The sequence below is a fragment of the Clostridia bacterium genome, from assembly GCA_026414765.1.
In the GTDB taxonomy this organism is placed as follows: domain Bacteria; phylum Bacillota; class Clostridia; order Acetivibrionales; family DSM-27016; genus SKW86.
In genome coordinates, this window is record JAOAIJ010000025.1 from 20,433 (window position 1) to 45,870 (window position 25,438).

Here is a 25,438-nt window from a genome sequence, read left to right on the forward strand (position 1 = left end):
ATTATAAATCATTTGTAAAAATAAGGCAAATAAAAAGTCACCTCAGAAAGAGATGACTTTCCTGGTGACCCATAGGGGATTCGAACCCCTGTTACCGCCGTGAGAGGGCGGTGTCTTAGGCCACTTGACCAATGGGCCGTACTTTGATACTGCAACAGTAATTATAGCACTTCTATAAAATTTATTCAATAGATTTATAAACGATTAAACGTATTTTCCAAAACTGATGAGTGCTAACAGCTAAGCTGCCGTATCTGCTTTCTGATTCATACATGAAGATACAATAAAAAGACAGACTGTTACACAAATATTAAGTGCAAACAAAATATCGGATTCAAAGGATATGCCTGATTTTAAATATTTACTGTGCAAGTCTTCTATGCAGTTGCATACTGCTTCGTAATCTTCTGCAATATCAGTAGTTTCCAGATCGTTGAAGGAATTTATATTTCCGGAATTAGCTTTATAAAACTGCGATAGTTTTGATTCGTAAAAATAATGCTCCACCATGTTACCTGAAAATTGTTTTGAATGGGCATGGCAGAAGTAATCGGACAGGTAGTGGGTTATCACTCCAAGCCTTTCTGAAAACTGCTTCGTACACTTTGGCAAGCGTGTAAATCTATAACTTATCATCTCTTTTATTTCACGCTTTAGGAAATTAATTGAATCTTCCTTGTAATGTGGTATCTTAATGTAGCTTGAAGAGATATCAGGCTTGATATTGCCGTATAGGAATCCTATACTGTTAAGCTTAATATTCATTTTGCTTTCTATTACCTTCTGTACTGATTTTGAAATATACAAATGTGTCATTGTATTCATATCTGTCTCCATTTCTATTATGGATAAATGAATTACAGCTGTAATGAAAATGCTGTTAGTGTAAAGAATAATTAATATGTTTAACAAGTTACTGATTTTATTTTATATACATAATGGGAAAAACGTATTAATACCGTGTAAAATCCGGGTTAAAGCAGTATCAAATATATAGTGTCCAAATGTTTTTCCGAAATACATGGTATTTATATATAAATCTGTAGTACTAATAGAAAAATAGTAATTGATGTAAAATGTTTTAGTATGACAGAATTTGAGAATGTGCTATAATAGCTGCTGAAAGCAAATATCCTTAGCAGTTTACGCAAACTGTGCAAGGCAGCTTTATAAAGAATAAGTTTATCCCTGATAATCGAGGAGATTGCTATGAAATTACCTTTAGAATTTTTAAACAAGATGAAAAATCTTCTGGGAATAGATGAATACACAGAATTTATAAACTCTTTCAATGATCAAAGGTATTACGGCTTGAGAGTGAATACATTGAAGACTGATATTGATGATTTTATCAGAAAGTCTCCTTTCCGGCTTGAACGTGTGCCTTGGACCCGTGACGGTTATTACTACAGCGAAGGTGATAGTCCAGGGAGGCACCCTTATTATCACGCAGGACTTTACTATATACAGGAACCCAGTGCAATGCTACCGGGAGAGGTAATAGATGCACAACCTGGAGAGTATATACTCGACATGTGTGCGGCACCTGGGGGGAAAACAGTTCAAATTGCTGCAGGAATGAAAGGGCAGGGACTGCTGGTTGCAAACGATATTAATTCCGACAGGGTAAAAGCCCTTGTAAAGAATATAGAGCTGTGTGGAATAAAAAATGCAATTGTGACTAATGAAACCCCTGAGAAGCTGGCAAATAACTTCAGAGGTTTTTTTAATAAAATATTAGTAGATGCGCCTTGCTCAGGTGAAGGCATGTTCCGTAAGGATGAGGAAGCCGCAAGAAGCTGGAAAAATTTCAAATGTGAAAAGTGCGCGGGCATGCAGTGGGAAATATTGCAGTATGCGGACAAAATGCTTAAACCCGGAGGGTATATTGTGTATTCTACCTGCACATTCTCACCCGAGGAAGATGAAAAAATGGTTTTGCGCTTTTTAGACTCTTTCGGGTATTATGATATCGTAGAAATAGCAAAGGTTGGAGGAATCGAGCCCGGCAGGCCTGAATGGGCAGATGGCAGTAATGAATTTAAGAAAACAGCAAGATTATGGCCTCACAGGCTTAAAGGTGAGGGACATTTTGTAGCTCATCTGAAAAAGAAAGAGGATTATAATTACGGTAATAACGTATTAGCAGCTGATAAAGCAGATTATTCCAAAATTTCAAATAAAGAGACAGAGAGCTGTTTGAAAGCGTTCAGAGATTTTGAAAATGAGTACCTAAATACTAATATAAATGGATGTTTTGAGCTGAAAGGGACTAATTTATATTGCCTTCCCGTTGAATATCCTGATTTGAGCGGGTTGAAAATTGCTAAATTCGGATGGTATTTGGGAGAATATATAAGAGGGAAATTTGAACCGTCACATTCAATGGTTATTTCACTAAAAAAAGAAGATATTAAAAACACTGTTGATTTTGCATCAACATCAAGAGAAATAATCAGTTATCTAAAGGGAGAGACTTTGATGATTGATGGCAGCAAAGGATATACCGGAATACTGGCAGATGGGTATACTGTCGGGTGGGGAAAACAAACGGGAGATATACTAAAAAACCTGTACCCTAAGGGATGGAGAAAAATGAGCTGAACGAAGAGTGTAAGGAGTTGATACAGTGAGAGATACACAAAGACTGGACAAAATTTTGGGGAATTTCGGATATGGCACCAGAAAAGAGATCAAACAGGCTGTTAAAAATGGAGTCATAAAAGTAGACGGAATAGCAGTAAAAGACAGCAGTATGCACGTTGATCCGAAATGCAGTGTAATCGAAATAAACGGAGAAATACTGAATTACAGAGAATTTGTTTATGTTATGATGAATAAGCCCGACGGAGTTGTATCAGCCACTTATGATAACAAGCTGCGGACGGTTATTGATATATTGCCTGAAGAATTCAGATGCTTTGAGCTTTTCCCTGTCGGCAGACTTGATATAGACACTGAAGGACTTTTGATACTGACAAATGATGGTCAGCTTGCTCATGAACTGTTATCTCCCAAAAAACATGTTTCAAAAAAGTATTATGCGCTAATAGAAGGAAAAGTAACGGAAGAGGATGTATCTGCATTCAAGGGGGGAGTTATTCTGGATGACGGCTACAAAACCTTGCCTGGTAATCTGACTATACTGAAGCCGGATCAGTTTTCAGAGATAGAGCTCGTTATATATGAGGGGAAGTTTCACCAGGTAAAGAGGATGTTTGAGGCTGTCGGTAAAAGGGTTAAGTATTTAAAACGGATAGAGATGGGTAGACTTAAACTGGATGAGGAAATAGCAGCCGGAAAATGTCGGGAGCTTACCAGTGAAGAAATAATAATACTTAAGGAATCGGTAAAAGTATCAGAGAATTGATTGTCTATATATTTTTATGCGCGTATTCTGTCCATAACTAAATAATCTGGCATAATGGCCCATTACTATAAGGAGTATGAGAATGAATAAACAAAATGTACAAAAGCTTGCTCTTTTTCTTACGGGTATAGAGCAAAGATTATTGGAAAATGCAGATTTTTTTAAGAAAATAACAGCAGTATATAAATCCGGCACAAAGGAGTATTCGGCAAACATAGTTTTTGAAAATAACAGGATAAAAATGAATTACAACGGTAATACAGAGGTTATGGAAGTTACCTGGCTTTCTGCCCGCATATCAAAACATGCTGAGAAATATGACGGTGTAGTCGTTGTCTATGAGGAAAGAGGAACGACCATATATATTGAGGCAGACAACAAAAACGTCAAAATGAAAACAAAGGAAACAGGTACGGATTCTTTATTAAAGGCCGATGCCAGCCTTAAGACTGATGGTAAGGAAGGCATGCACCATGGCAAATCACATATCGGAAATAGGGATTATTACATAAAAGTTGGACAAGCTGATGCGCTTTTGAAAGAAATCGGCGTATTAAGTGCTGAAGGAAAAGTAAAAAACGATATGATCAGAAAGTATAACCAGATAGATCACTTTATTGAGTTGATAAGTGATATGCTTAAAGATTTATGTGATAGATATGAGTCCGTAACTGTGCTTGACTGTGCTTGCGGGAAATCTTATCTGACCTTCGTTCTGAATTATTATATAAAGGAAGTGTTGAAAAAGCCATGTCATTTTATTGGGCTGGATTACTCCAATAATGTAATTGAAGCATCAAAGAAAATGGCGGAAAACCTTGGCTATAGAAATATGGACTTCAAGGTTACGGATATAAAAAACTATGTAGCAGCAAGGGAAATACATATGGTTATAAGTCTCCATGCCTGTGATACAGCTACAGATGAGGCAATAGCACTGGCGGTAAATAACCGAGTAAAATCAATGGTCGTTGTACCATGCTGTCACAAAGAACTACTTAAGCAGTATAGATATAAACCATTTGAGCATATTATTAAACATGGGATATTAAAGGCTAGGTTGGCGGATGTTCTGACTGATGGCACAAGGGCATTACTTCTCGAGGGATTAGGATATAAGGTGTCGGTAGTAGAATATATTTCGCCGCTGGAAACACCGAAGAATCTTATGATCAGAGCTGAGAAAACAAACGCTCCCAACCGTAAAATACTTGATGAGTATTATGAGCTTAAGAAGTTGCTTAATATTTCGCCGGCGCTGGAAAAATTAATTTATATACAAGAGAGCTAAAGTTTTGAAAATATTGAATTTTTCCATATATGTGCTATAATGTGATTTGTTTAAATGGTATATTGACAGATTTCAATGATTGTTATTGAATGCTTTATACCAAAATACATTTAGTACTGATAAAATAATTATTTATGTCCAAATATTATTTTAAAGAGGTGTAAATATGACAAAAACAGTTCAACAGTATTCAGAAAACGGAGTAATCGTATCAAAACTTCCGATTTATGCCGGAGATGATTTAACGATTACATATGATGGTCTTCTCGCAAAATGTGGTGCTAACATGATTTATGTTCATATAGGATATGGGGAGGAATGGGAGAATAAAGATCTAATTGCAATGGAGTTTGATGGCGGGGTCTTCAAAACTACTTTGAAGTCAGTAATGGCTGGAAATCTTAACATTGCTTTTAAGGATAGCGCAGAAAATTGGGATAATAACTCTTCAAGCAACTACTCCTTTGAGATTTCAAAAAAAGCAGCAAAAACAGCTAAAGTTAAGGATGAGGATGCTGTAGAAAAAAAAGCTGCCGGTAAAAAAACTGCTGCAAAAACCAAGACGGCAGCTCCCAAAAAAACTGTTACAAAAGATGAAAATGCAAAAACAGCTGTAGTTAAGAAAACTGCAAGGAAGACAACGAATAAAAAAGCCGAAACGGAAGAATAACTGGTTTTTCGTTTGTGCAACAGTACTAAATTACTATTTATATTTTTGTTAATTAATGTTATAATTTTAGTATTAGATATGAGGAGGGCTTTGAAATGGAAAGAAAAGATGAGAAAAAAGGTATCATCAGACTCAGTGATATCGACAGAAAGGTATTGCTTTCATATTCCAAAAACACGCCGGAAGCGTTGCTTAAGCCCACAATGAATAATACTGCACATAGTGAACCGATAGTAAAGATTCAGTAAGTCTTAACGAAAGAGGCAGGAAGCCGAAAGGTTTCTTACCTCTTTTATTTATTATTTGAATATTGAATTATATAAGACTATATGTTAATATTTATAAGAGGTCATCATGAAGATGGCGTATACAGAGAAGCTTTTGAAGAAAACAAATCCTACTAAGAAAATATGGGCTATGAAGGTCCTCGAGAAGGGGCATTCATAGCTTTTTCTATTTTTGTTTGAGTTTATAGGAGGATGGTAAAAATGCACATACCAGATGGCTATCTGAGCTTGCAAACCAGTATACCCTTTCTGGGAGCTATGGCTCCAATATGGTCTATAGCCTTGAATAAAGTTAAAAAAGTCCTGAGTCTCAAGCAGGTTCCGTTACTGTCCCTGTGTGCCGCTTTTTCCTTTGTAGTTATGATGTTTAATATACCACTGGGGCAAAGCTCGGTTCACGCAATCGGCGCAGTGTTTATTGCGGTATTGCTAGGCCCGTGGGCTGCATGTATTGCTGTATCAATAGCGTTGGTAATTCAAGCTTTTGTTTTTAGTGACGGAGGGATTATAGCGATAGGGGCTAACTGTTTCAATATAGCTTTTATAATGCCATTTGCGGGCTATTACATATATAAAGCGATAGCCGGAAAAGCGGATATTTTATCAAAAAGAAGTATTGTCGGAATATTTATTGGCAGCTATGCAGGAATTAACCTGGCTGCTTTATTTACTGCAGTGGAATTCGGAATACAGCCTATTCTATATAAGACAGCAGAAGGACAACCGCTTTACGGATTTTTTCCTTTGGCGGTATCAGTACCAGTAATGATGTTTGAACACCTTGTTTTTGCTGGACCTGTAGAGGCGGCTGTAACTGTTTCTGCGGTGACCTATCTTGCAAAATTCAGTCCTCAATTGTTTGCTAAAAATGATAATGAAGTCATTGATCAAAGCATTGGTGTTTTTAGAAGGTATAAAGCTTTTATCCTGGCTCTGCTTGTGATGGTAATACTCACGCCTGTGGGTCTTTTTGCTACCGGTACCGCATGGGGTGAATGGGGAAAGGATGAAATTAGAAAGCTTTTGGGGTTTATCCCGGAAGGGATGGATAGACTTGCAGAAAAATGGGATGCATTGATACCCGACTATACAATACCGGGATTGGACAGTAGTTTTTTCAGTTCGTCTATAGGATATATTGTATCTGCGGCTATCGGCATAGTTATGATTTCTGTATTGCTTATTTTATCAGGCAGGTTTATAGTAAAAAAAGGGAACAAGGAAAAACAGGACTAATAATTATCCGTTTATAGGAGAGTTTGAAATTGAAACACGAACAGAGAATATCCCTGCCTGAATGGTTGTCTGATACAAAAGAAAATCATGGGTATGAGTTTGGCCGGGCAGGTATGGGATTCTTACGAAAGACTGTTATCGAAGTATCCAGAATATTTGAAAATGATGTTCTTGCTGAGAGATACGCATCAAAGGGTGGGCTGCTGCAGCATATTGATCCCAGGATAAAGTTTTTTTCTATGCTGTATCTGATAATGTTTTGTGGAATAACGACAAGTATTGCAAAACTGATTGCTCTTGTATGTGTATCATTAATCTTTGCGAAGTTGTCAAACCTCGGAATAACAACTTACATTAAAAGAGTATGGCTTGTTTTGCCGGTCATAGTGCTTATAGTATCTGTGCCTGCAGCCACAAATGTGATACTACCTGGTAAGCCATTATTTTATGTTTACAAAAATTTGGATTTTTTTGTTATGCCTCATCAGCTCTTTTTTTCTGAGGAGGGATTATTGGCTATTATCAGAATGGCGTTGCGCATCGGCTGCTCAGTTTCTTTTGCATATTGCCTGATTATGAGTACAAGGTGGACGATTCTGGTAAAATCTTTAAGAGCGTTAAAGATTCCTATGTTTGTGATAGCAATTCTTGATATGACATATAGATTCATTTTTGTTTTAGTGAGACTTACGGTAGATATTTTTGAAGCCAGATTTCTCAGAACTGTAGGAAGAATAAAAAACAAGGAAAACAGAAATTTTATTGCCAGAAGCATAGCATTTTTGTTTGCAAAGTCAAATCATATGAGCGAAGAAATATATGAAGCCATGGTCTGCAGGGGATATACAGGGGAACCTGTAGCCTTAGGGGACCTTAAACTGTCTGTACAGGATGTAGTCTGGGTTCTTAATATTCTGATTATTAGTGTAATTTTAGCAGCTATATAAGGCTGTAAGTAAAAGTTATTCACCGGGGGAGATGTATGAAATCGAATATGCCTTTATTACAACTAAGTGATGTATGCTTCAACTATCCCCATGAGGACTCTGTTCTCATGGATATCACCTTTAGTATTGGACAGGGGGAAAAAGTATGTATACTGGGGGCGAACGGAAGCGGAAAGTCAACGCTTCTAAAGCTGCTGTGCGGTCTTGTTTCCCCTCAGAAAGGCGAATTTAAAGCCTTTGGCACACATGTTACCGTCAAATCCTTCTCGAAAGATTCTTTTTCAAAGGACTTTCATAGAAAAATAGGGTTTGTATTTCAGAACTCGGATACCCAACTTTTCTGCAGTACAGTAAGGGAAGAGATAGCTTTTGGTCCTTTACAGATGAATATTCCTTACGAGGAGGTTAATAACAGGATAGCTGATGTTTTGGATTTACTGGACATACAGCACCTTAAAGAAAAGACACCCTTCAAGCTAAGCGGCGGTGAAAAGAAAAAGGTTGCGCTGGCTTCCATACTGGTGTTGAATCCTCTGGTACTTATTTTGGACGAACCAACAAACGGACTTGATCCAAAAACCCAAAGGTGGCTTGTAGAACTCTTGACAAATCTAAACAGGACGGGAAAGACCATAATCACTTCAACACATAATCTTGAACTTGTACAGGAGATTTCCGACAGGTGTATAGTTTTTGGAGAAGACCACAGGCTGGCAGCGGATGATTCTACTGAGAAGGTTATGGCTGATATTGATCTCCTTAAAAGGGTTAATATAGTTGATGAATACTATCACAGGCATGGCGATGGCCATCATGCACATTATCATATCCATAACTATTAGGAAAACGGCACACAATTTAACATCAACTACCTTCGTCCTTGCAAATTTTATTAATCCTTGTTATAATATACCCGTAGGGGGTATATTATCCTGATGAAATAAATATTATATTGGGAGGTAATCAATATGTCGGTAAAAGTGTATTCAACACCAACTTGTCCTTGGTGTACTGTCGTCAAAGAATATCTGTCATCAAAAAATATTGCTTATGAAGATATAGATGTTTCAAAAGATAGGAACGCTGCAATGGAAATGGTACAGAAATCAGGTCAAAGGGGAGTTCCTGTCGTGGATATTAACGGTACGGTAGTAGTTGGGTTCGATCAAGGTTCTATCGATATGCTTTTAGGAATAAAGTGAGAGTAATTCACAGAATTACACTATCATTAGTATAATGATAGTGTAATTTTTATTTGGAGGTATAAGATTTGTTTGAAGAGATTGAAATCAGAGCCAGTTTGCCGCAGATAGGATATAAAGCCCCTGATTTTATGGCAAAAACAACCTTTGGAGATATGAAACTATCAGACTTGGCAGGCAGATGGATTGTTATGTTTTCGCATCCGGCTGATTTTACCCCTGCAAAGTCTTAATGATAGAGCAGATAAGTTAATCTTCTTAGCACATAATTACTCATCGGTTGTGCATAAATAAAGTTTTTGATCAATAAAAATAATACTATATGTACAGGATAAAAGCTGTACTGAAATACCCTAATAATTTTAAAATTATGCTTTATAAATAAATTAATAATAATTACTGATAATACGGAAACTAATTGTAAAGGGTAATAATTGTATAACATTACTCCGAAAAGTGTTACAACAGATTGCATAAATATTAGATAATATTTTCCTTCAACTATATAGAAAACTACTACTAAAGCAATTCCATAAACTCCATATTCAAAATCAAATTCATGCGCGACTATCCCCAAAAGAGAAATCATCAAATATTTTAAAAATATATTAATTTTCAAATCATAAACTTTCAAAGCAATAAGCCCTGTCAATAACGTAAAACACACATTAAAATATTCGTTTTCAAACAAAAGCATATAAGGATACTGCGAAACAATTGCCAATACCAATATCCTTAAAGCGTATGCATTAAAGTTACTCGTTTTTTTATATCCATTTGCGATACCCCAAGCAAAAAGTGGAAGTGCCAGCCTGCCGGCAACAGGGAAAATAATGATATTAGGAAAAAATACTTGTCCCATATGGTCTAATATCATTGTCAGCATTGCAATTATTCTAATCATTTAATGCCCTCAAATCACCTAAGAAATACTAATTGAATATAGTTAATATTTTTTGTTTTTTATTAAAAGTAAACCACCCAACTCCTAATTTTTCTGCTTTGTTAGAATTTATACTATGCATGACAATTTCATGAATTAATCCTTCTTGTGGTATTGCGGTAATTACATTTTCATTGTCAAAATATATAATCTGTTCAGTTAATGCTGATGTACTAAAAATACATTTATTATTTATAACGTCAATTATCTTTTTGTTGCTACCATCTTTAGAAATTACAAATATTTTACTATCAAATTGAATTATGTTTTCATATATGCATTCTATATTAATCTTTGTTGTTTGTTTGGAGATTATGGCATGTGTTAGCAACTCGGTAATGTTATCCCGAAAATTTACTTTTTGATATTTAAGTTCTTTATCAATTATTTCAAAGTTTGTAAAGGCAGATTCAAAACCACATTTATCTATTATAAAGCTGCCGGGAATTTCAGTCCCATTCTTAATATGATGTACAAAGCTTTCAATATCAATTAATAAAAGGCTTTCTAATTGGTCATAATAGTCTTTTCTTCCAATCTCCCAAAAGTCCTTTTTTTCAAACCAGCATATGTTTCCTGTTTTAATTAACAAGAACGTGCCGTCATCACTAACCTCAATCCTATCTAGACGCAACATTGTATCATCAATTCCTAGTTTCCCTGGTACAATAAAATGATTTTTGTCTATTGAATCTAATAAAAGTATTTGAGAGTATTGCGGAAGTCCATACTTATGATCTATTTGAGGAATCCTTACAAGAGAATATCTTGAATTTATTCCGTGAATATCCACATGTTTTAACAAGGAATACTGGGTTTCATGCATTTTTGAGATATTAAACTCTAGAGAAAAAATATTTTCTTCAGAAAAATCAAAACAATTAACCTTCTTAAACTGTAAGCATACGGTATCATACTTTTGCTTACTTATAACGTAATACATAGTATCTTTTGTATTTTTATAGCTGGCATTTCGTATATTAGTTTCAAATTTATGATAATCAGTTAATTTTGTAATACTATTATGCTTAATAATTCCTGGTATCCACCCTGAAGGGTCTGATTCTTCATAGTAATTTTCATTATCAAGGTATACTAATGTACCTTCAAAAAAAATATCTGTACCAATTACTTGTTTATCTTTATATCCAGAAATCTTAATACAGTTTACCATTATTTTCGCTCCTATCTCAGCAATTAACAGCCTCTTTACATTATTCTAGTAAGTAGACCTCACATCATTATTAAGGATGTGAAGTCTACTCATTACAATATTAATACCAGCAATGTATACCTTCAATTTTTGCTCCATAAACGTTTATGGGATGATAATGATTCATATATCCGTCTCCGCTGCCATGTGCCATATGCCATATAGGTGTTCCAGCTCCGCCCCTTCTAGCTGCCTGCTCTGCTTTTGCGTCTGTTATTGCAAAAACACTGTAACCAGTTGATACTGCGACAAATGCTGCATTATCGTTAGGATAAGGTCCAGCAATATAAACATCAGTTTTATCTTCATCTAAAGTTGCAGCATAATAATTATATGTATTATTTTTTCTTAATTTTTCTGCAATTTCTGTCGCCGAATAATATATAACTCCTGCAATTGTTATAGTTGCTGCACATGCTAACAAAAACGCCAAAAGTTCAGATAAAGCCCAGGCTAAAGGAATTACTAAAGGTGCTTGTGCTTTAACTTTTAAATCAGATTTGCTTATTTTATGCTCTTTATTTGTGTCTTCATCAATAATTGTTGCTACCAACTCATTGCTACTGGACTTTTCAACTTTTACTTTATACTTATTTGTTTTACTCTTTCCAAAGCCGAAAACTTTGTTTTTGGACTCTTCAATAGTTTCTAGAGTGACTTCATTTGTATCTTTGTTAAGTGTGGCATAGGCAGTACCTTCCTCATACTCACCCATTACCTTACAAATACTATCATCATTTTGAATTACTTTCATGTTGCCTGAACTCGTTGTATCTTTTGCAAATGTGTAATTACTAATTAACCCTATGAGCATAAAACATATGCATACTATCATAGCTATTGGCTTTCTAAAATGTATTTTCATTGTGATACTCTCCTTCTAATTATCATTTTTGTTTTATAACGCAACAAATCCTTCCCCAAAAATTCTATCTTTGCCTTTTTCTCCTAAGTCCTTAGATAAGCTTTTAAGAATGTTGTAAATATCATCTGGCAAATTCACATTATTTTCAGACAAACCAAACTTTTGAGGGTCTTGAAGTATTAAAGCTATTAATCCAGTAATGTGAGGGGCAGCAAGTGAAGTTCCTAGCAATTCCTCATATCCTCCATTACTTGAGGTTGAAACAATACCAACACCAGGTGCAGAAAAGTCAATCTTACCTCTTGGTGCAGTCTTACAAATTCTAAACCTATTATCTACTGCTGTTACAGAAATTACCTTGATATACGAAGCAGGGTATCCAGCTTCACCACAATACGAGTTGTTTGCCGAAGCAACAACTATAATTCCGGCATCAACTGCCTTAGTTATAGTATTTCGTAATAGTGGAGTATCTTTTGGAATCGCAAAACTCATATTGATTATTTGTATCTTGTTCTTAATACACCATTCAACACCGTTTGCAATAGCAGAAATTTCTCCTTCTCCGAAATTATCAAGGACTTTTATGGGATACAATTCAACGTCTGGTGCAATACCTACAATGCCAAACTCGTTATTTTGTGCTGCAATAACTCCACTTACTAGTGTTCCATGTCCCAAATTGTCTTTAGGCAGTTGCATGGGATCTATTGCATTGTATCCTTCCTTGATATTTTTACCAAAATCGGGGTGCTTGAAATCAATGCCACTATCCATAATAGCAACTTTTACACCCTTTCCAGTAGCCTTTGACCAAAGAGTAGAAGCTTTTATACTCTTAATACCCCAGGGAATTATTTGTTTAGTTTTTAGAGTGTCTAAATTTACTAAGTTTTTTGACATGTAAAAATTCTTATGCCCCCAAAATATATTCCATGCGGTTATTACTACGATTAATAGCAACACCCCTAAAAAAATCCTGCCCTTTTTCATCGGATACTGAAAACTCCTTTTATCATAGTTTTATATTGTGTACACAATATTTTACTCTTTGACGCACTTAGTACATGATATTACCCAACTAGACAAAGTAATTATAGTTTTGAAGCTTCTGTGGTATAGATTAACATATATGCATTTCATAATCAATGAATAATTTGTTAAAATATACCATATAGTCATCTGATGATTTAGACATACTCTATAACATAAGCATATTAATTTTTTATGTCATGCCCTGAATATACTTAATATTTCCCAGTGATTAAGCTAAAAAGTAGTGTTAATAAGGTTAGTGGGGATTAAGTGTAACTTCTATTAAAAATATATAAAACCCCCTTGGCAAAGATTAATAACGAGCCAAGAAGGGTCTTATAAACAAATGGGCTATATACATGGCTAAAAAGGAAGTTTAAGATTTTAGTAGACTCCTAGGTGTCTTAGGTTGATAGAAAATCCAAACACTTGCCGAGCTTGAGGAAATTAAAGCAATAAATGTGAGTAAAGTACCTATGACAGAACATAATTTTTTCATACATATAACTCCCTTCTCATTTTTAATTAATAATTGTTTACATCATCTTGTAAACTATGTACTACTGATATCATTTTATCATAATTTCCTGAATTTGAAAAAAATTTAATATCATAAATATAACTATTTAAATTTTCCTGTATTACAAATTTATTGTAGATTTCACGGTTAATCAAATGATATATAATACTTACATATACAACAATGTTTATAGCTGAGAAGAGAAAAACTGTAATAGGTATAAGAATTTGTATACTATGAGAGGAAGTAATTAAGGCTTTATCAAAAATAATGATTTTGCCCATTGATAGTAAAAATAGAATATTTATTAAGAAAATTATTATTGTTGAAATTGTAATTGGCTTACTATATAAAACAACTTTTAGTAAGTTTAGCTTAGAGAAGGAAGATTTTTTTAGTAAAATATATGCTAACAAAGTGTATTCTATGGTTCTTTCCGGAAGGGAAAATATGAAATTCAATAAAATTGATTTATTTAAGCTGTCAACTGTTTCTCCAGTAAAATAAAGCATTAAAGGTACATATGAAAACTCAATAACAATAAGTGTAAGAATACTACAAAACGTACAAGTGAACGCTTTTAATATATTTTCAACAGTTGAATAGAGCTTGTACAATGTAATTATACACAAAAAGAGTAAGATTATAGCTCCGATAAGAATAAGATTTTGATTAATTTTTAAAAAACGCAAAAATTGTGTAATTGATCCAACTGTTAATATTGTAAATATTATTTTAGAAATATCATTCCGTGTAAAAAATTGGCAATATTCTTTGTATCCCGTTTCCATTTGCTGTCTCATATTTAAGCTAATGTTATTATCAAATTTCTTTAGAATAATTAGAGTGAAGACTACTAGGAATGTTTCTTCAGGTATTGATATTAATAATACATTTAGAATATGAGTCAATATTTCGTTTAAACTTAAAAATGTTATTACCAAAATATATCACTCTCCCCAAAAAAGTCGTTTGTTACATAATTTTAACATATGTTTACATATATGTAAATGTACGTTTTATTATGGTGTTTTATTATGGGATAATATTAGCTTATCCTATTTTTTATAGACTAAGTACAGAAGTGCAAAAACTATTGTGAATAATGTTATGAAATAATTTTTAAACAACTGCTTTATAGGACTAAGTGATTTTAAGGTGTTACAGGACATCTATATAGTTAATATTTACCTATATCACATCTAGCTTTATACTGATGTTATCAGGGACGAATACGATAAAATACAGAATAAATTATATAGAGAAAACCTTAAAGCCTTTGATTTTCCTACATTTATCGAAATTGACCGACAACAGTAGAAAATGAATAATAAGAAGACATATATTATGAAATAAAAGAAAAACCTTCTAAAATATGAACTATGAAGCTAGTGCTAATACATATGTTCCAGTTATAATAAGTAATACAATAGTAAAACAAAATTGTATACAAATCATATGATTTCATAGACAAAAGATGAGACAAGGAAAACACCGATTTATGGAGATAAAAAGGTATAACTTAACTCAAACATTGTCTATGTAACTTGAATATGATTACGTATACAAGTATAATTATATTATCAGCAAATGAGAGGAATTGATAATATGATATACGGATACATGAGAATAAGTACCCAGAAGGAAAAACAAACAACAGATAGGCAGAGAATAACACTACAGCAGTATGCTGAAACAAACGGATTTAGTTTCACTGATATAAAGGAAGAGAGAATAAGCGGTACAGTTAAGGCAGAGAACAGAGAAGTATATAGTGACCTTAAAAACAAGACTTTAAGGCGAGATGATATATTAGTAATTACAGACCTTGACAGGCTAGGCAGGAATGCAGATGATGTGATTGCAGAACTAAAAGACTTAAAGCTAAAAGGCATAAGAGTAATTGCCCTTGATATTCCATATATGAACGAATACAAGAAGGCACAGAACAGCAGTATATATGATATGGTAGTTGATATAGTAATAACCTTAAAAGCTCATATGAGCCAGCAGGAGAGGGAGAAAACAGTAGCAAGGATAAATCAGGGACTGGATGCAGCAAGAGCCAAGGGGATTAAGTTAGGCAGGAAACCAGTGGAATTGCCAGAGAACTTCATTAAGGAATATAGGAAATTTAAAGATGGAAAGTACGGAGATATGACAGCAACAGGATTTGCAAAGATGTTAGGGATAGGTAGAGCTACACTATACAAGTACATAAATATATTAGAGTCAGAGCAGGAATAAGCACCTGCTTTTTTCTTGCCATGAATAAAGGTTTCCGGCTAGGTTTACAAAGCTTCGAGCATCCTATATTCCTGTATGTGTATGAGCATATTAAGTCATAGGTCGATGTTAGTGGATGCGATTGAAAAGAATAATAAGACTCTCTATTAAGCAGGTAAAATCCTTTTGTTTTTATTGAGTAATATAGGTATATTACCTATGGGGTAAAAGTGTATTCTAGCATTCATATCATATAGTTTTCCCTAGAAAATTAAGAAAAAAATATTTATAATTCAGAAAAATGACGTAAAAAATACGAAATTAGTATTGCATTACTAATAATTTAGTAGTATACTAGAGGTGGACGATATAATATTGCAATATGATGAATGAAGAAGAAATATAGTGAATAAGCCTGTCCGAGTGAGATAATCCTTTCAAACAGCTATATAAGAGGTTTGATTCTATTTTGTCTACATGGTATTATTTAATCAGAAAATTTAATAAATTTTTTTTGGAAACATTCAACTTCAAAAAATGTTACACTTTTTGAGGGTATTGTTATATTGTTTCCTTATGTCATTTGCATAGATACTTTGTGCGAGTGAAGATTATTTTTCAGAAGAAAGGCGGAGAGATTATATATTTGATTCGAGTTGAAAATAAAAAAAGCTAATGAAATTAGCAATTTTGGTAGTTGCTTTTTTATTTTGTTTTGTGTTTTCTAGGATATTGGCGTATCCAAGATTTATGTAATGTAACAAGATTCAATCTTTGTACATTGTAGCACTTCTTAAAATTAATTTCAATACCAAAATTAAATTCTATCCAAAATTATTTGAGACAGGTTAAAAGAAAATAGATACAACGCACCTGTGTTTTTTGCTGTCTGCGTATTTTGTGAGGATAGTCTTATATCCTATTGTCTTTATTCTTTATCCCTTAATCAAATAGTTTCAGTTACACATACCATGCAACTTCATAAGCATTGAGTTTGCTTTAATTGACATGGATAAAAATTGTTTAATTTACAATCACTATCAAAAAATAAGGAGCTATATATGAGTACAGTATTTACAGAAATAAGAATAAATATACATACTATTGAATTCTCTTATAATAGAGTTTCAGAAACAGACCATGAAAAATTAATGGATACATTAAAACCTGCTAAACAGAATAGAACAAATGCAGAAGTGAAAATTTTTAAAGGATATTCACAATTTAAAGGGATTAGGTATCAGTATGTTTTGATTAATAAACATGGGTTTCAAAACAGAGTTTTGAAAGTGATTGTTAATCCCATGAACGTACTGAATAAACAAGATTTATTAATTGAAGATTTAGACCTTTTTTTAAAAAGATATAATTTTTTCATGATTCAGGAATTTAGCTTACAGACATTATCATATGAAATGTTTTCAAGAGTAGATTATTATATTGATTTTGAATTTGAGCCAATAATAAAAGAAATTCTATTGAGAATTTATAAGAAAGCACCAAGCAATTACAAGGGTTTAAGAAAGACGGATAAATATAAATCAAGTGTATATTACAACAGCAAGAGCAGACAGGTAAACATATACTCTAGATACCAAAAAATAGTAAATAAATTACTAGAAGATACGTATAGTAATCCTAGTGTTGTAGATGTCAAGACAGAAGTAGAGTCATTTGTTAGCCAAAAGGATAAAAATACTATTAGGTTTGAAGTACAGATAAAAAGAAAAAAGATAATGTACTATCTTAAAAAAGAAGGTATCTGTCCGGAACTTATAAACTATTGGAATTATCGTGATGCTGCATATTTTATTAGTGATATACTAAAGCCGATTATTCAGAATGGAAACTATTATAACAGCTATCATTCGAGAAGAGTGCTGATGGAGTATTACGGTAATAAGAAATTCGTTGATAGAATAATTAGATTTCAAAATTATCTAAGTAACTATGGCTATGATAAGGCTAAAGTGCAATTTAAAAATTACAATAAATATATTAGATATTTAGCAGAGGCAGGAGTTAATCCTTACTTGATCCCCTATAATACAGGTATAACTTATACTAAAAATCCTATAAAGTTTTTGAGTAGTTCTATTGAAGCTTATAGGATTCCGGCGCAAGAATGGACAGGGTTGATTAATGTATCAAATGGAACAAATAAGCCTGCAGACAACATAGAATAGGAAAGGAAGAAATTTGGGGGTTATAGATGAAGATTACATATAACAATATAAATAATCAGACATTTGTCAGTGTGTATTTACTACCAGGTGAGGAAATTAATATAGATTCAATATCGGAACTTAAAAAGAAGCATAAGCATGTTGCGCTAATGAGAGGTGGAGCAAGACCATATAAAGAAACACTAATAAAAGCACTAGCAATATAATATTGATTTACATGTCCCTATGTGGTAAACTCTACCACATAGGGATTATATATTTTAATCAACGGAGTGGATTATATGAATGTTGTTGGCTACTGTAGATTGAGTAGAGATGATGATGCAGAAAATATGAGTATAGACGAACAGAAGAGAATCATATTAAATTATGCTTCTGACAATGGACTAGTTATTAGTAGAATATATATTGATGATAATTGTAGCGGCTTTACAGTTGATAATGATAATACTTCATTATTTGATAGACCTGAATATAACGAAATGATGGAAGCGGTTAAGGTAAGAAAAATAAATACTATCATCGTTAAGGATTTATCAAGACTTGGAAGAAAAATGAATAGCCTATTGACTGCAATTGAGATAATGGAGAAGTATGATTGTAAGTTAATAGATGCAAGTAAGAGACAGGAAGTTTCTACTAACGATGATTATACTGGTATTGAAGCGTGGTTTTATGATAAATATGTTAAGGATATTAGTAAAAAAGTAAGGCAGTCTTTTTTTAATAAGCAAAGAGAAGGACGCTTAATTATGGGAAACTATTTTGGTTATGTTAAGCAGGACAAAACTACTCTAGTAGTTGATGAAACAATCCGACCTTGCATAGAATTGGTTTATCGCTTATATATAGAAGGAAATGGATATTATAAAATCGCTTCATACCTGAATGAAAATACAAATTACCCTACACCAAGCCTATATTATGCAAGAAAGCATTCTGATAACGGTAGAGTGTACAAGCATAAAGTAACGGAGCGATGGGAGGGGTATCACATTCAAAATATTCTTGAAAATGATGTATATACAGGATTGTTAAGAACTCATAAAAAGCAGACTAAAAGCATTAGAGGGTATGTAAAAAAACTTCCTGAGTCAGAGCATTTTACCTTTGAAGATCATCATGAAGCTATAATAAGCAAAGCGGATTGGGAGTTAGTTCAGGAGATTAGAAAAAATAGAGATAAAAATGATTACAAAGGCAGTGCCAAGAATGATTATGTTTTTAGAGGATTTACTGTATGCGGTGAATGTAATTATCATGCAGGAGCTTATATGCTGAAACGCAAAGTAAAAGTACCTGCATATAATTGCAGCCAGTTTACTAGGTATGGAACTAAAGGCTGTGGGAATAAAGAAACTAAAGAAGAGGACTTGCTAAACCAGTTTAAAGCCTTTTTAATGGATACTAGAAATGCCTATAGTGATTACTTATCGAGTATTGATTTTAACAATAAGATAAAAGACAATCCAAAGATAATTAAGAAGCTTCAAAAGGAATTGGAGAGGCTAGAGCAGGAATTGAAAGTATTAATTAATCAAAAGATACAAGCAATAGTTAAGGAAGCGGATGAATATAAACAAATAGTATCTGATACATATAACAAACTTGAAGATGAAAAGAAACAACGGATATTGGAATTAAAAAATCAAATTATGGAGCTAGAAAAACAAACAAGCAAGGAAGCTGAGAATACTGTTAAATCTGCAATTAGTGTAATGGATGAAATAATTACTAGCGACAGACCTAGCCGGAAGCTACTAGAAATGATACTGGATAAGGTAATATTACATAAGGATAGAATTATTGAATTTAAACTAAAAGTTGATATAGGTGATATCTACTAGATTATTCATAAATGATTACTGTGGGGTGGTTTATAATGCTCTGTGTATTTACATAAATTGTTAGGCTGTAACCTAAGAAATTTCTACGATAATGAATTGCATAGTTATTTTCTCAGTTTAGTACTATTACGTGCTGAATATTCAGGGTTAATTAAAAAAGTTGAAGAAAGCCCTTTTAATAGTGCCTATTCGATTACAATAGATAAAGACCGCTATATGAACTTGTGTATTGGAAAGGGAGGCTTTGAAACATTTTATACTAAACCTCAGGGAGTGACTTTAATATAGTATTAGTATTTTCAATAAACTCTATGACTAAGACTTCACTCCGGTTTGTACCACTGAATTCATTGCCTTTGCCACATACAATCCTTATTTTGTACAGAGAAATGTCCAGTTGATAGGTTTGAGCATAGACAGCGTATATTCACATCTTGCATGGGTTTACAATATTTACAGGAATACAGGAATAGAGATACCGTTTCCCGTTATTGCGGATTTGGATATGAAGGTAGCTACTCTCTATGGAATGATTTCTCCCGCAGTCAGTAATACCTCTACTATAAGGAATGTATTCATAATAGATGATAAGCAGGTTATAAGAGCTATACTGCAGTATCCCCAGAGCACCGGTAGGTACATACCTGAGATAATAAGAATAATAGATTCTTTGCAGACTGTAGACAGAGAAAAGGCTGTTACCCCGGCAAACTGGCTCCCGGGTTCACCTGTAATTGTGCCACCTCCACAGACATATGAGCAGCTGAAGGAGAGGGTTCAGAATCCGCAAGGCTATCAGTGTGTAGATTGGTATTTGTGCTTTAAGCCAGGTGGGTGTGGGCAGATAAAAAGTAAATGATTTGTATCTTGATAAGCTCAGATATTCCTTGTTCAATTTGAGACTGGCTAGTGCCATGAAGCTGTTTTGTCAAGACAGCTGGAAGATAAATACCTCAAATCATGAGAATAATAAACGTGTTATAGTTTCACACTATAGCACGAAAACCTAATATATAAATCACTTTGTATATATGAACAAGTTTGTATCTTTATCGATTTGGGAAAGTGCTATGACTGCTATGTGCTTTTCTTTTTCAACAGTAAATACTGTAGGCTTTTGATTATCAGTTGTTTTCCATCCATCATCATGAAAGATTCTTTCATAATTGTCTGCAACTTCGGAAATAGTAGTATCTTTTACTAGATATATGGCTTTTGAAAAACCTTGCTCATTTGCAGGTTCAGTACTTTTAAGGGTTGTTCCCGGGTATGAGGGAATGTATGAGAACTCCTTTGTATATTCGGTTATTTTGCCACATGAAATTAAAGATAGAAATAAAGTAGTAGTAATTATTAGTAATAGCAGCTTTTTCATAGTTTATTCCTCCAGATAGAGTATTGCCTAGTCAGTTAAAATATATAAGTATTTTATACAAGAAACAAATCTATTTCAAGACAATCAAAAACAAGTAGCTTTTTTGTTTCAAAAATGAGAGGAGTGAGGAGGGTATTACAAGTTCCCAATTTTACCCAGGTAGTGGCAATAAATTTCCATAGGGTATCTTATTTCCGTTTGGAAAAAGGCAATAACCTCTTTGTCTGACACATATTGTTGATATTATCTAAAGCCCGGTATCAGGAAATATATGATTTATTTCCAAAAAAACTTTAAATTTGCCTTGAAGCTCCCAGCGGTTTTAGTTAATTAACTAAAGTTATGTTACATAAATATTCTAATGGGCAATTTGCAGTACCATAATTAAAGCAGGTGGATATAAGAATAAAGCAAAAACTATTTGACAATTAACTGTTTATAATTGACAATTATAATAAATGGATGGTGTAATAGGCTATTACACCATCCATTTATTATAATACATTTTGGGAGTGATTGTATTGACAAGAGTTGTGAGGGACTTGACAGAATTAATAGGAAACACCCCAATGGTGGAACTTGCCAACTTTAGCAGCAGTATGGGTTTGCAGACCGCTATTATGGCTAAACTTGAATACTTTAATCCTGGCGGAAGCGTAAAGGATCGTATAGGATATGCAATGCTAAAAGATGCTGAGGAAAACGGTAGAATAAGCAAGGATTCTGTAATAATAGAACCGACTAGCGGCAATACTGGTATTGGTCTTGCTTTTGTAGCTGCTGCAAAAGGGTATAGGCTAATACTTACGATGCCTGACTCGATGAGTTTGGAAAGAAGGAATCTTCTTAAAGCATTAGGGGCTGAGTTGGTATTGACTCCTGGAGCTGAGGGAATGAGAGGTGCTGTTAAAAAGGCGGAGGAGCTTGCAGCTGAATTGCCAAATTCTTTTATTCCCCAACAGTTTGAAAACCCATCAAACCCAGAAATTCACAGGAAAACAACTGCTGAGGAAATATGGAGAGATACTGATGGGGAAATTGACATTTTTATAGCAGGGGTCGGCACTGGGGGTACTTTGACTGGGGTCGGCGAAGTGCTGAAACAAAGAAAACCCGACATAAAGATAGTAGCTGTTGAACCTTTTGATTCTCCTGTTCTTTCAGGGGGGAATCACAGCCCATATAACAGAATTCAAGGTATAGGAGCAGGGTTTATTCCTAAGGTACTAAACATGGAAATAGTCGATGAAATAATCAAGGTTAGGAATGATGATGCATTTGATGTATGCCGAAGAGTAGCAAAGAAGGAAGGATTACTTGTGGGAATCTCTTCAGGGGCTGCTCTTTGTGCTGCTTTTGAGTTAGCAAAAAGATCTGAGAACAGGGAGAAAAAGATAGTAGCCTTACTACCTGACGGAGGAGAACGGTATTTGTCTACACCCTTATTTCAGGATAGTTAGTAAAGGATGGAAGTAACATAAAAAGAGTTTGTCCCTATAGGAACAAACTCTTTAATTTTTTAGTATCTAGCACCAAAACCTCTGTTACCACCGAAGTTTCTATTTCCACCACCGAAACCATTGCTTGGTCTTCTCTGTTGTTTTCTTGCTTTTCTGCAATCGTTACATCTTTGTGGTTCATTTTCAAATCCTTTTTCTTTGTAGAAAGCCTGCTCGCCTTCTGTGAAAATGAATTCAGCTCCACAATCTTTACATACTAATGTTTTGTCAGCCATATTAAATTACCTCCTTAAGAATTTGGATTTAACTACTTTCTGACTAGGGCACTCCAAATTTGAATAAGGAGGGCAATGGTCTAGAACTATAAATTAAATCTTTATTATATATCATTAACTGATATTGGGATAATTATAACATGGAATATAAATTAATACAAGGAAAATTTTGTATGTACAAGTGGCTCAAGGCTTTCAGCCATCCTATGTATCGGGAAATTATTGATAGGTATTTTCATAAATAAATCCAAGTAATATAGAATTGCTTTATTAATAAAACCTTAGTTGATAACTGTATTATTTATTGAACAGCTTAGGTTAATGAGGAAGTAAATAATAAATGCCGGTACCACGTAAGAATACCGGCATAGCTGCATATTATCCTAAACTTTTTCTACATCTCCATAGTCTACTCCAAAAGTATCAACTGTAACTTTTTTTATCTTCTGGTCATTGGCAGGTTTATCTCTGTAGTCAGTAGGGGATTTGACTATTCTGTCCGCTTCCTCCATGCCTTCAGTTACCTTGCCGAATGCTGCGTATTCTCCATCCAGGTGAGGTGATTTCTCAACCATGATAAAAAACTGTGAGCCGGCGGAATTAGGGGATGCTGCCCTTGCCATTGATATTACTCCCCGGTCGTGCTTAAGGTCATTTTTAAAACCGTTTCTGTTAAATTCCCCTTTTATGTTGTAGCCGGGACCTCCTGTACCATCACCTTTCGGGTCACCACCCTGTATCATAAAACCAGGGATTACTCTATGGAATATTAATCCATCATAAAAACCTTTCTGAATAAGGGATACAAAGTTTCTGACTGTATTGGGGGCAATTTCCGGATACAGTTCGATTTTAATACTGTTTCCGCTCTCCATTTCGATTGTAACTATAGGGTTTTGACTCAAGCTGATCTTCCTTTCTGTTTGTTAATAATTTAGCCTTAATTTCCAGGTGCTTTATTAGTTTACGCTTTACAGCTTAACAAATTCACTATGAAGAATACGTAAGTTGTAAAAATATTTTTAACGTACTTTCACCATATCTGATATGTCAGAATTATTATATATGAAACTGCCCTTTTTTAAAAGGTTAATTCAACAAAATCCTTGTTGTTTAAGTTATGTAAACTTATGATGCCGTGTTGAATATACTGAAATATAAATAACTCTAGGAGAGTGATAATATTGACAATATATGTAGTAAAGTCCGGTGATACTGTATGGAGTGTTGCAGGGCGGTTTAGGGTGAGCGAACAAAGCTTGATAAACATTAATGGTTTGTCGCAGCAAAAAAATCTTGTTGTTGGACAGTCGCTGGTCATTCCTGTAGGAGAAACACCATATACAGTACGTCAGGGAGATACGATATGGTCTATAGCATCAAGGTTTAATGTCAATCCCGGAAGTATAGCGTTGTTGAACGGAGTTACTTATCCCTATACAGTCTACCCCGGAAGCGTCATAAGAATACCCAAGCTGGATAAGAACTATGGCTTTATGGAAGTTAACGCCTATATTGAGCCATCTACGGCTGAAAACGAAGCAAGTTCCGTTAACGAGACCGGCAGCTTCTTAACCTATCTAAGCCCCTTCAGCTATCAGGTCAGGGAAGATGGAAGCCTTACTTCCATAAACGACACTGTAATTATAAGGACAGGAAGGCAGTACAGAAATGCCCCGCTTCTGGTAATAACCAATTTCAGAGAAGGTAACTTCGATAGTGATCTTGCACACACAATTCTTTCAAACAACGAAATTCAGCAAAACCTGATAAATAATGTATTGAGTACTATGAGAAATAAAGGTTACTACGGACTGAATATAGATTTTGAAAGGATTCCTGTGGCTGACAGAGAGTTGTACAATAACTTCCTCACCAAGGTAGTTGATGCACTGCACAGACAGAACTATGTAGTTTCTACTGCACTGGCACCCAAAACTTCCGGTGCCCAGACTGGTGCTTGGTATGGAGCGCATGACTACCCCGCCCATGGCAGAATAGTCGATTTTGTTATTTTGATGACCTATGAGTGGGGATGGTCCGGAGGACCTCCATATGCTGTTGCACCAATTGATCTTGTAAGACAGGTATTGGATTATGCAGTATCTGTAATCCCAAGGAACAAAATATTTATGGGAGTACCGTTATATGGGTATAACTGGACCTTGCCGTATGTACAGGGAGGGAAATGGGCCAGGAGAATAAGTCCTGTAGAGGCTGTCAATCTGGCAGCAGAAAATAATTCAAGTATCCTGTACAGCATACAGACTCAATCACCGCATTTCAACTATACGGATGAAAATGGTGTCAGACATGAAGTATGGTTTGAGGATGCGAGAAGTATACAGGAGAAGTTTAGAACAGCAAGTGAGTATGGACTGAGGGGAGTCAGTTACTGGGTGCTTGGTGAAGAATTTCCGCAGAATTGGGCAGTGCTCGATAATATGTTTAACATTGTAAAGGTGGTATCGTAGGGTAAGAGGAATAAAC

The 25,438-nt window shown here is 34.4% G+C and carries 26 protein-coding genes, 1 tRNA gene and 1 pseudogene; 17 read left to right on the top strand and 11 right to left on the bottom strand.

Features of this window, described 5'->3' with window-relative positions:
• Positions 1–62: 62 nt before the first annotated feature.
• Both N3I35_10600 and N3I35_10605 read right to left on the bottom strand, forming a co-directional pair.
• Positions 63–138 (bottom strand) — tRNA-Glu (locus tag N3I35_10600).
• 102 nt (positions 139–240) lie between these two features.
• Complete coding sequence (locus tag N3I35_10605; protein ID MCX8130538.1) at positions 241–825, bottom strand: zinc dependent phospholipase C family protein; 585 nt, start codon at positions 823–825, stop codon at positions 241–243.
• Positions 826–1,209: 384 nt separating this feature from the next.
• Here N3I35_10605 and N3I35_10610 point away from each other — a divergent pair, with 384 nt between their 5' ends.
• The 10 genes and pseudogenes from N3I35_10610 to N3I35_10655 all read left to right on the top strand — a co-directional run bounded on the left by N3I35_10610 (position 1,210) and on the right by N3I35_10655 (position 9,224).
• Positions 1,210–2,604, top strand: coding sequence for an RsmB/NOP family class I SAM-dependent RNA methyltransferase (locus tag N3I35_10610; GenBank protein ID MCX8130539.1), 1,395 nt, complete (start codon positions 1,210–1,212; stop codon positions 2,602–2,604).
• A 25-nt stretch (positions 2,605–2,629) separates the two neighbouring features.
• A complete protein-coding gene (locus N3I35_10615) occupies positions 2,630–3,370 on the top strand; it encodes an rRNA pseudouridine synthase (GenBank protein MCX8130540.1) in 741 nt (246 codons plus the stop codon).
• Between the two features lie 82 nt (positions 3,371–3,452).
• Positions 3,453–4,661 (top strand): SAM-dependent methyltransferase, encoded by a 1,209-nt coding sequence (locus N3I35_10620; protein MCX8130541.1) that lies wholly within the window; start codon positions 3,453–3,455, stop codon positions 4,659–4,661.
• A 166-nt stretch (positions 4,662–4,827) separates the two neighbouring features.
• Positions 4,828–5,331, top strand: a complete 504-nt coding sequence (locus N3I35_10625; GenBank protein MCX8130542.1) for a carbohydrate-binding protein — start codon at positions 4,828–4,830, stop codon at positions 5,329–5,331.
• A gap of 95 nt (positions 5,332–5,426) precedes the next feature.
• Positions 5,427–5,579, top strand: a complete 153-nt coding sequence (locus tag N3I35_10630; protein MCX8130543.1) for a hypothetical protein — start codon at positions 5,427–5,429, stop codon at positions 5,577–5,579.
• A gap of 240 nt (positions 5,580–5,819) precedes the next feature.
• The gene (gene cbiM / locus N3I35_10635) at positions 5,820–6,854 is read left to right on the top strand and encodes a cobalt transporter CbiM (protein ID MCX8130544.1); all 1,035 of its coding nucleotides are present in this window, start codon (positions 5,820–5,822) and stop codon (positions 6,852–6,854) included.
• Between the two features lie 29 nt (positions 6,855–6,883).
• The gene (gene cbiQ / locus N3I35_10640) at positions 6,884–7,801 is read left to right on the top strand and encodes a cobalt ECF transporter T component CbiQ (protein ID MCX8130545.1); all 918 of its coding nucleotides are present in this window, start codon (positions 6,884–6,886) and stop codon (positions 7,799–7,801) included.
• A 35-nt stretch (positions 7,802–7,836) separates the two neighbouring features.
• The gene (locus N3I35_10645) at positions 7,837–8,643 is read left to right on the top strand and encodes an energy-coupling factor ABC transporter ATP-binding protein (protein MCX8130546.1); all 807 of its coding nucleotides are present in this window, start codon (positions 7,837–7,839) and stop codon (positions 8,641–8,643) included.
• Positions 8,644–8,769: 126 nt separating this feature from the next.
• On the top strand, positions 8,770–9,003 hold the full coding sequence (locus tag N3I35_10650; protein MCX8130547.1) for a glutathione S-transferase N-terminal domain-containing protein: 234 nt from the start codon (positions 8,770–8,772) through the stop codon (positions 9,001–9,003).
• Positions 9,004–9,083: 80 nt separating this feature from the next.
• Positions 9,084–9,224: pseudogene (locus N3I35_10655) on the top strand (redoxin domain-containing protein).
• Between the two features lie 8 nt (positions 9,225–9,232).
• On the opposite strand, the gene N3I35_10660 reads toward N3I35_10655, so the two are convergent.
• The 6 genes from N3I35_10660 to N3I35_10685 form a co-directional block, all read right to left on the bottom strand.
• Entirely contained in the window at positions 9,233–9,907 is a 675-nt protein-coding gene (locus tag N3I35_10660) for a conjugal transfer protein TraX (protein ID MCX8130548.1), read from the bottom strand.
• A 28-nt stretch (positions 9,908–9,935) separates the two neighbouring features.
• Complete coding sequence (locus N3I35_10665; protein ID MCX8130549.1) at positions 9,936–11,120, bottom strand: hypothetical protein; 1,185 nt, start codon at positions 11,118–11,120, stop codon at positions 9,936–9,938.
• Between the two features lie 100 nt (positions 11,121–11,220).
• Positions 11,221–12,024 carry a hypothetical protein gene (locus N3I35_10670; protein ID MCX8130550.1) on the bottom strand — a complete coding sequence of 268 codons (804 nt, stop codon included), beginning with the start codon at positions 12,022–12,024 and terminating at the stop codon, positions 11,221–11,223.
• Between the two features lie 33 nt (positions 12,025–12,057).
• Positions 12,058–13,017: a S8 family peptidase gene (locus tag N3I35_10675; protein ID MCX8130551.1), complete on the bottom strand. Its 960-nt coding sequence runs from the start codon at positions 13,015–13,017 to the stop codon at positions 12,058–12,060.
• Between the two features lie 418 nt (positions 13,018–13,435).
• Positions 13,436–13,558 carry a cyclic lactone autoinducer peptide gene (locus tag N3I35_10680; GenBank protein MCX8130552.1) on the bottom strand — a complete coding sequence of 41 codons (123 nt, stop codon included), beginning with the start codon at positions 13,556–13,558 and terminating at the stop codon, positions 13,436–13,438.
• 26 nt (positions 13,559–13,584) lie between these two features.
• Positions 13,585–14,523, bottom strand: coding sequence for a hypothetical protein (locus N3I35_10685; protein MCX8130553.1), 939 nt, complete (start codon positions 14,521–14,523; stop codon positions 13,585–13,587).
• Between the two features lie 664 nt (positions 14,524–15,187).
• Here N3I35_10685 and N3I35_10690 point away from each other — a divergent pair.
• The 5 genes from N3I35_10690 to N3I35_10710 all read left to right on the top strand — a co-directional run bounded on the left by N3I35_10690 (position 15,188) and on the right by N3I35_10710 (position 20,697).
• The gene (locus tag N3I35_10690) at positions 15,188–15,826 is read left to right on the top strand and encodes a recombinase family protein (protein ID MCX8130554.1); all 639 of its coding nucleotides are present in this window, start codon (positions 15,188–15,190) and stop codon (positions 15,824–15,826) included.
• 1,040 nt (positions 15,827–16,866) lie between these two features.
• Positions 16,867–17,991 (top strand): hypothetical protein, encoded by a 1,125-nt coding sequence (locus tag N3I35_10695; protein MCX8130555.1) that lies wholly within the window; start codon positions 16,867–16,869, stop codon positions 17,989–17,991.
• Positions 17,992–18,017: 26 nt separating this feature from the next.
• On the top strand, positions 18,018–18,197 hold the full coding sequence (locus N3I35_10700) for a hypothetical protein (GenBank protein MCX8130556.1): 180 nt from the start codon (positions 18,018–18,020) through the stop codon (positions 18,195–18,197).
• Between the two features lie 75 nt (positions 18,198–18,272).
• Entirely contained in the window at positions 18,273–19,838 is a 1,566-nt protein-coding gene (locus N3I35_10705) for a recombinase family protein (protein ID MCX8130557.1), read from the top strand.
• A 349-nt stretch (positions 19,839–20,187) separates the two neighbouring features.
• The gene (locus N3I35_10710; GenBank protein ID MCX8130558.1) at positions 20,188–20,697 is read left to right on the top strand and encodes a redoxin domain-containing protein; all 510 of its coding nucleotides are present in this window, start codon (positions 20,188–20,190) and stop codon (positions 20,695–20,697) included.
• A gap of 159 nt (positions 20,698–20,856) precedes the next feature.
• Here the strand turns inward: N3I35_10710 and N3I35_10715 are convergent, their stop codons facing one another.
• A complete protein-coding gene (locus N3I35_10715) occupies positions 20,857–21,213 on the bottom strand; it encodes a hypothetical protein (GenBank protein ID MCX8130559.1) in 357 nt (118 codons plus the stop codon).
• 521 nt (positions 21,214–21,734) lie between these two features.
• Between N3I35_10715 and cysK the strand changes: the two genes are divergently transcribed.
• Positions 21,735–22,673, top strand: coding sequence for a cysteine synthase A (gene cysK / locus N3I35_10720; protein ID MCX8130560.1), 939 nt, complete (start codon positions 21,735–21,737; stop codon positions 22,671–22,673).
• Positions 22,674–22,732: 59 nt separating this feature from the next.
• On the opposite strand, the gene N3I35_10725 is transcribed toward cysK, so the two are convergent.
• Both N3I35_10725 and N3I35_10730 read right to left on the bottom strand, forming a co-directional pair.
• A complete protein-coding gene (locus tag N3I35_10725; GenBank protein MCX8130561.1) occupies positions 22,733–22,948 on the bottom strand; it encodes a zinc-ribbon domain-containing protein in 216 nt (71 codons plus the stop codon).
• Positions 22,949–23,331: 383 nt separating this feature from the next.
• Positions 23,332–23,853 carry a peptidylprolyl isomerase gene (locus tag N3I35_10730; GenBank protein MCX8130562.1) on the bottom strand — a complete coding sequence of 174 codons (522 nt, stop codon included), beginning with the start codon at positions 23,851–23,853 and terminating at the stop codon, positions 23,332–23,334.
• A gap of 279 nt (positions 23,854–24,132) precedes the next feature.
• On the opposite strand from N3I35_10730, the gene N3I35_10735 reads away from it, so the two are divergent.
• On the top strand, positions 24,133–25,422 hold the full coding sequence (locus N3I35_10735) for a LysM peptidoglycan-binding domain-containing protein (GenBank protein MCX8130563.1): 1,290 nt from the start codon (positions 24,133–24,135) through the stop codon (positions 25,420–25,422).
• The last annotated feature ends 16 nt before the right edge of the window (positions 25,423–25,438 follow it).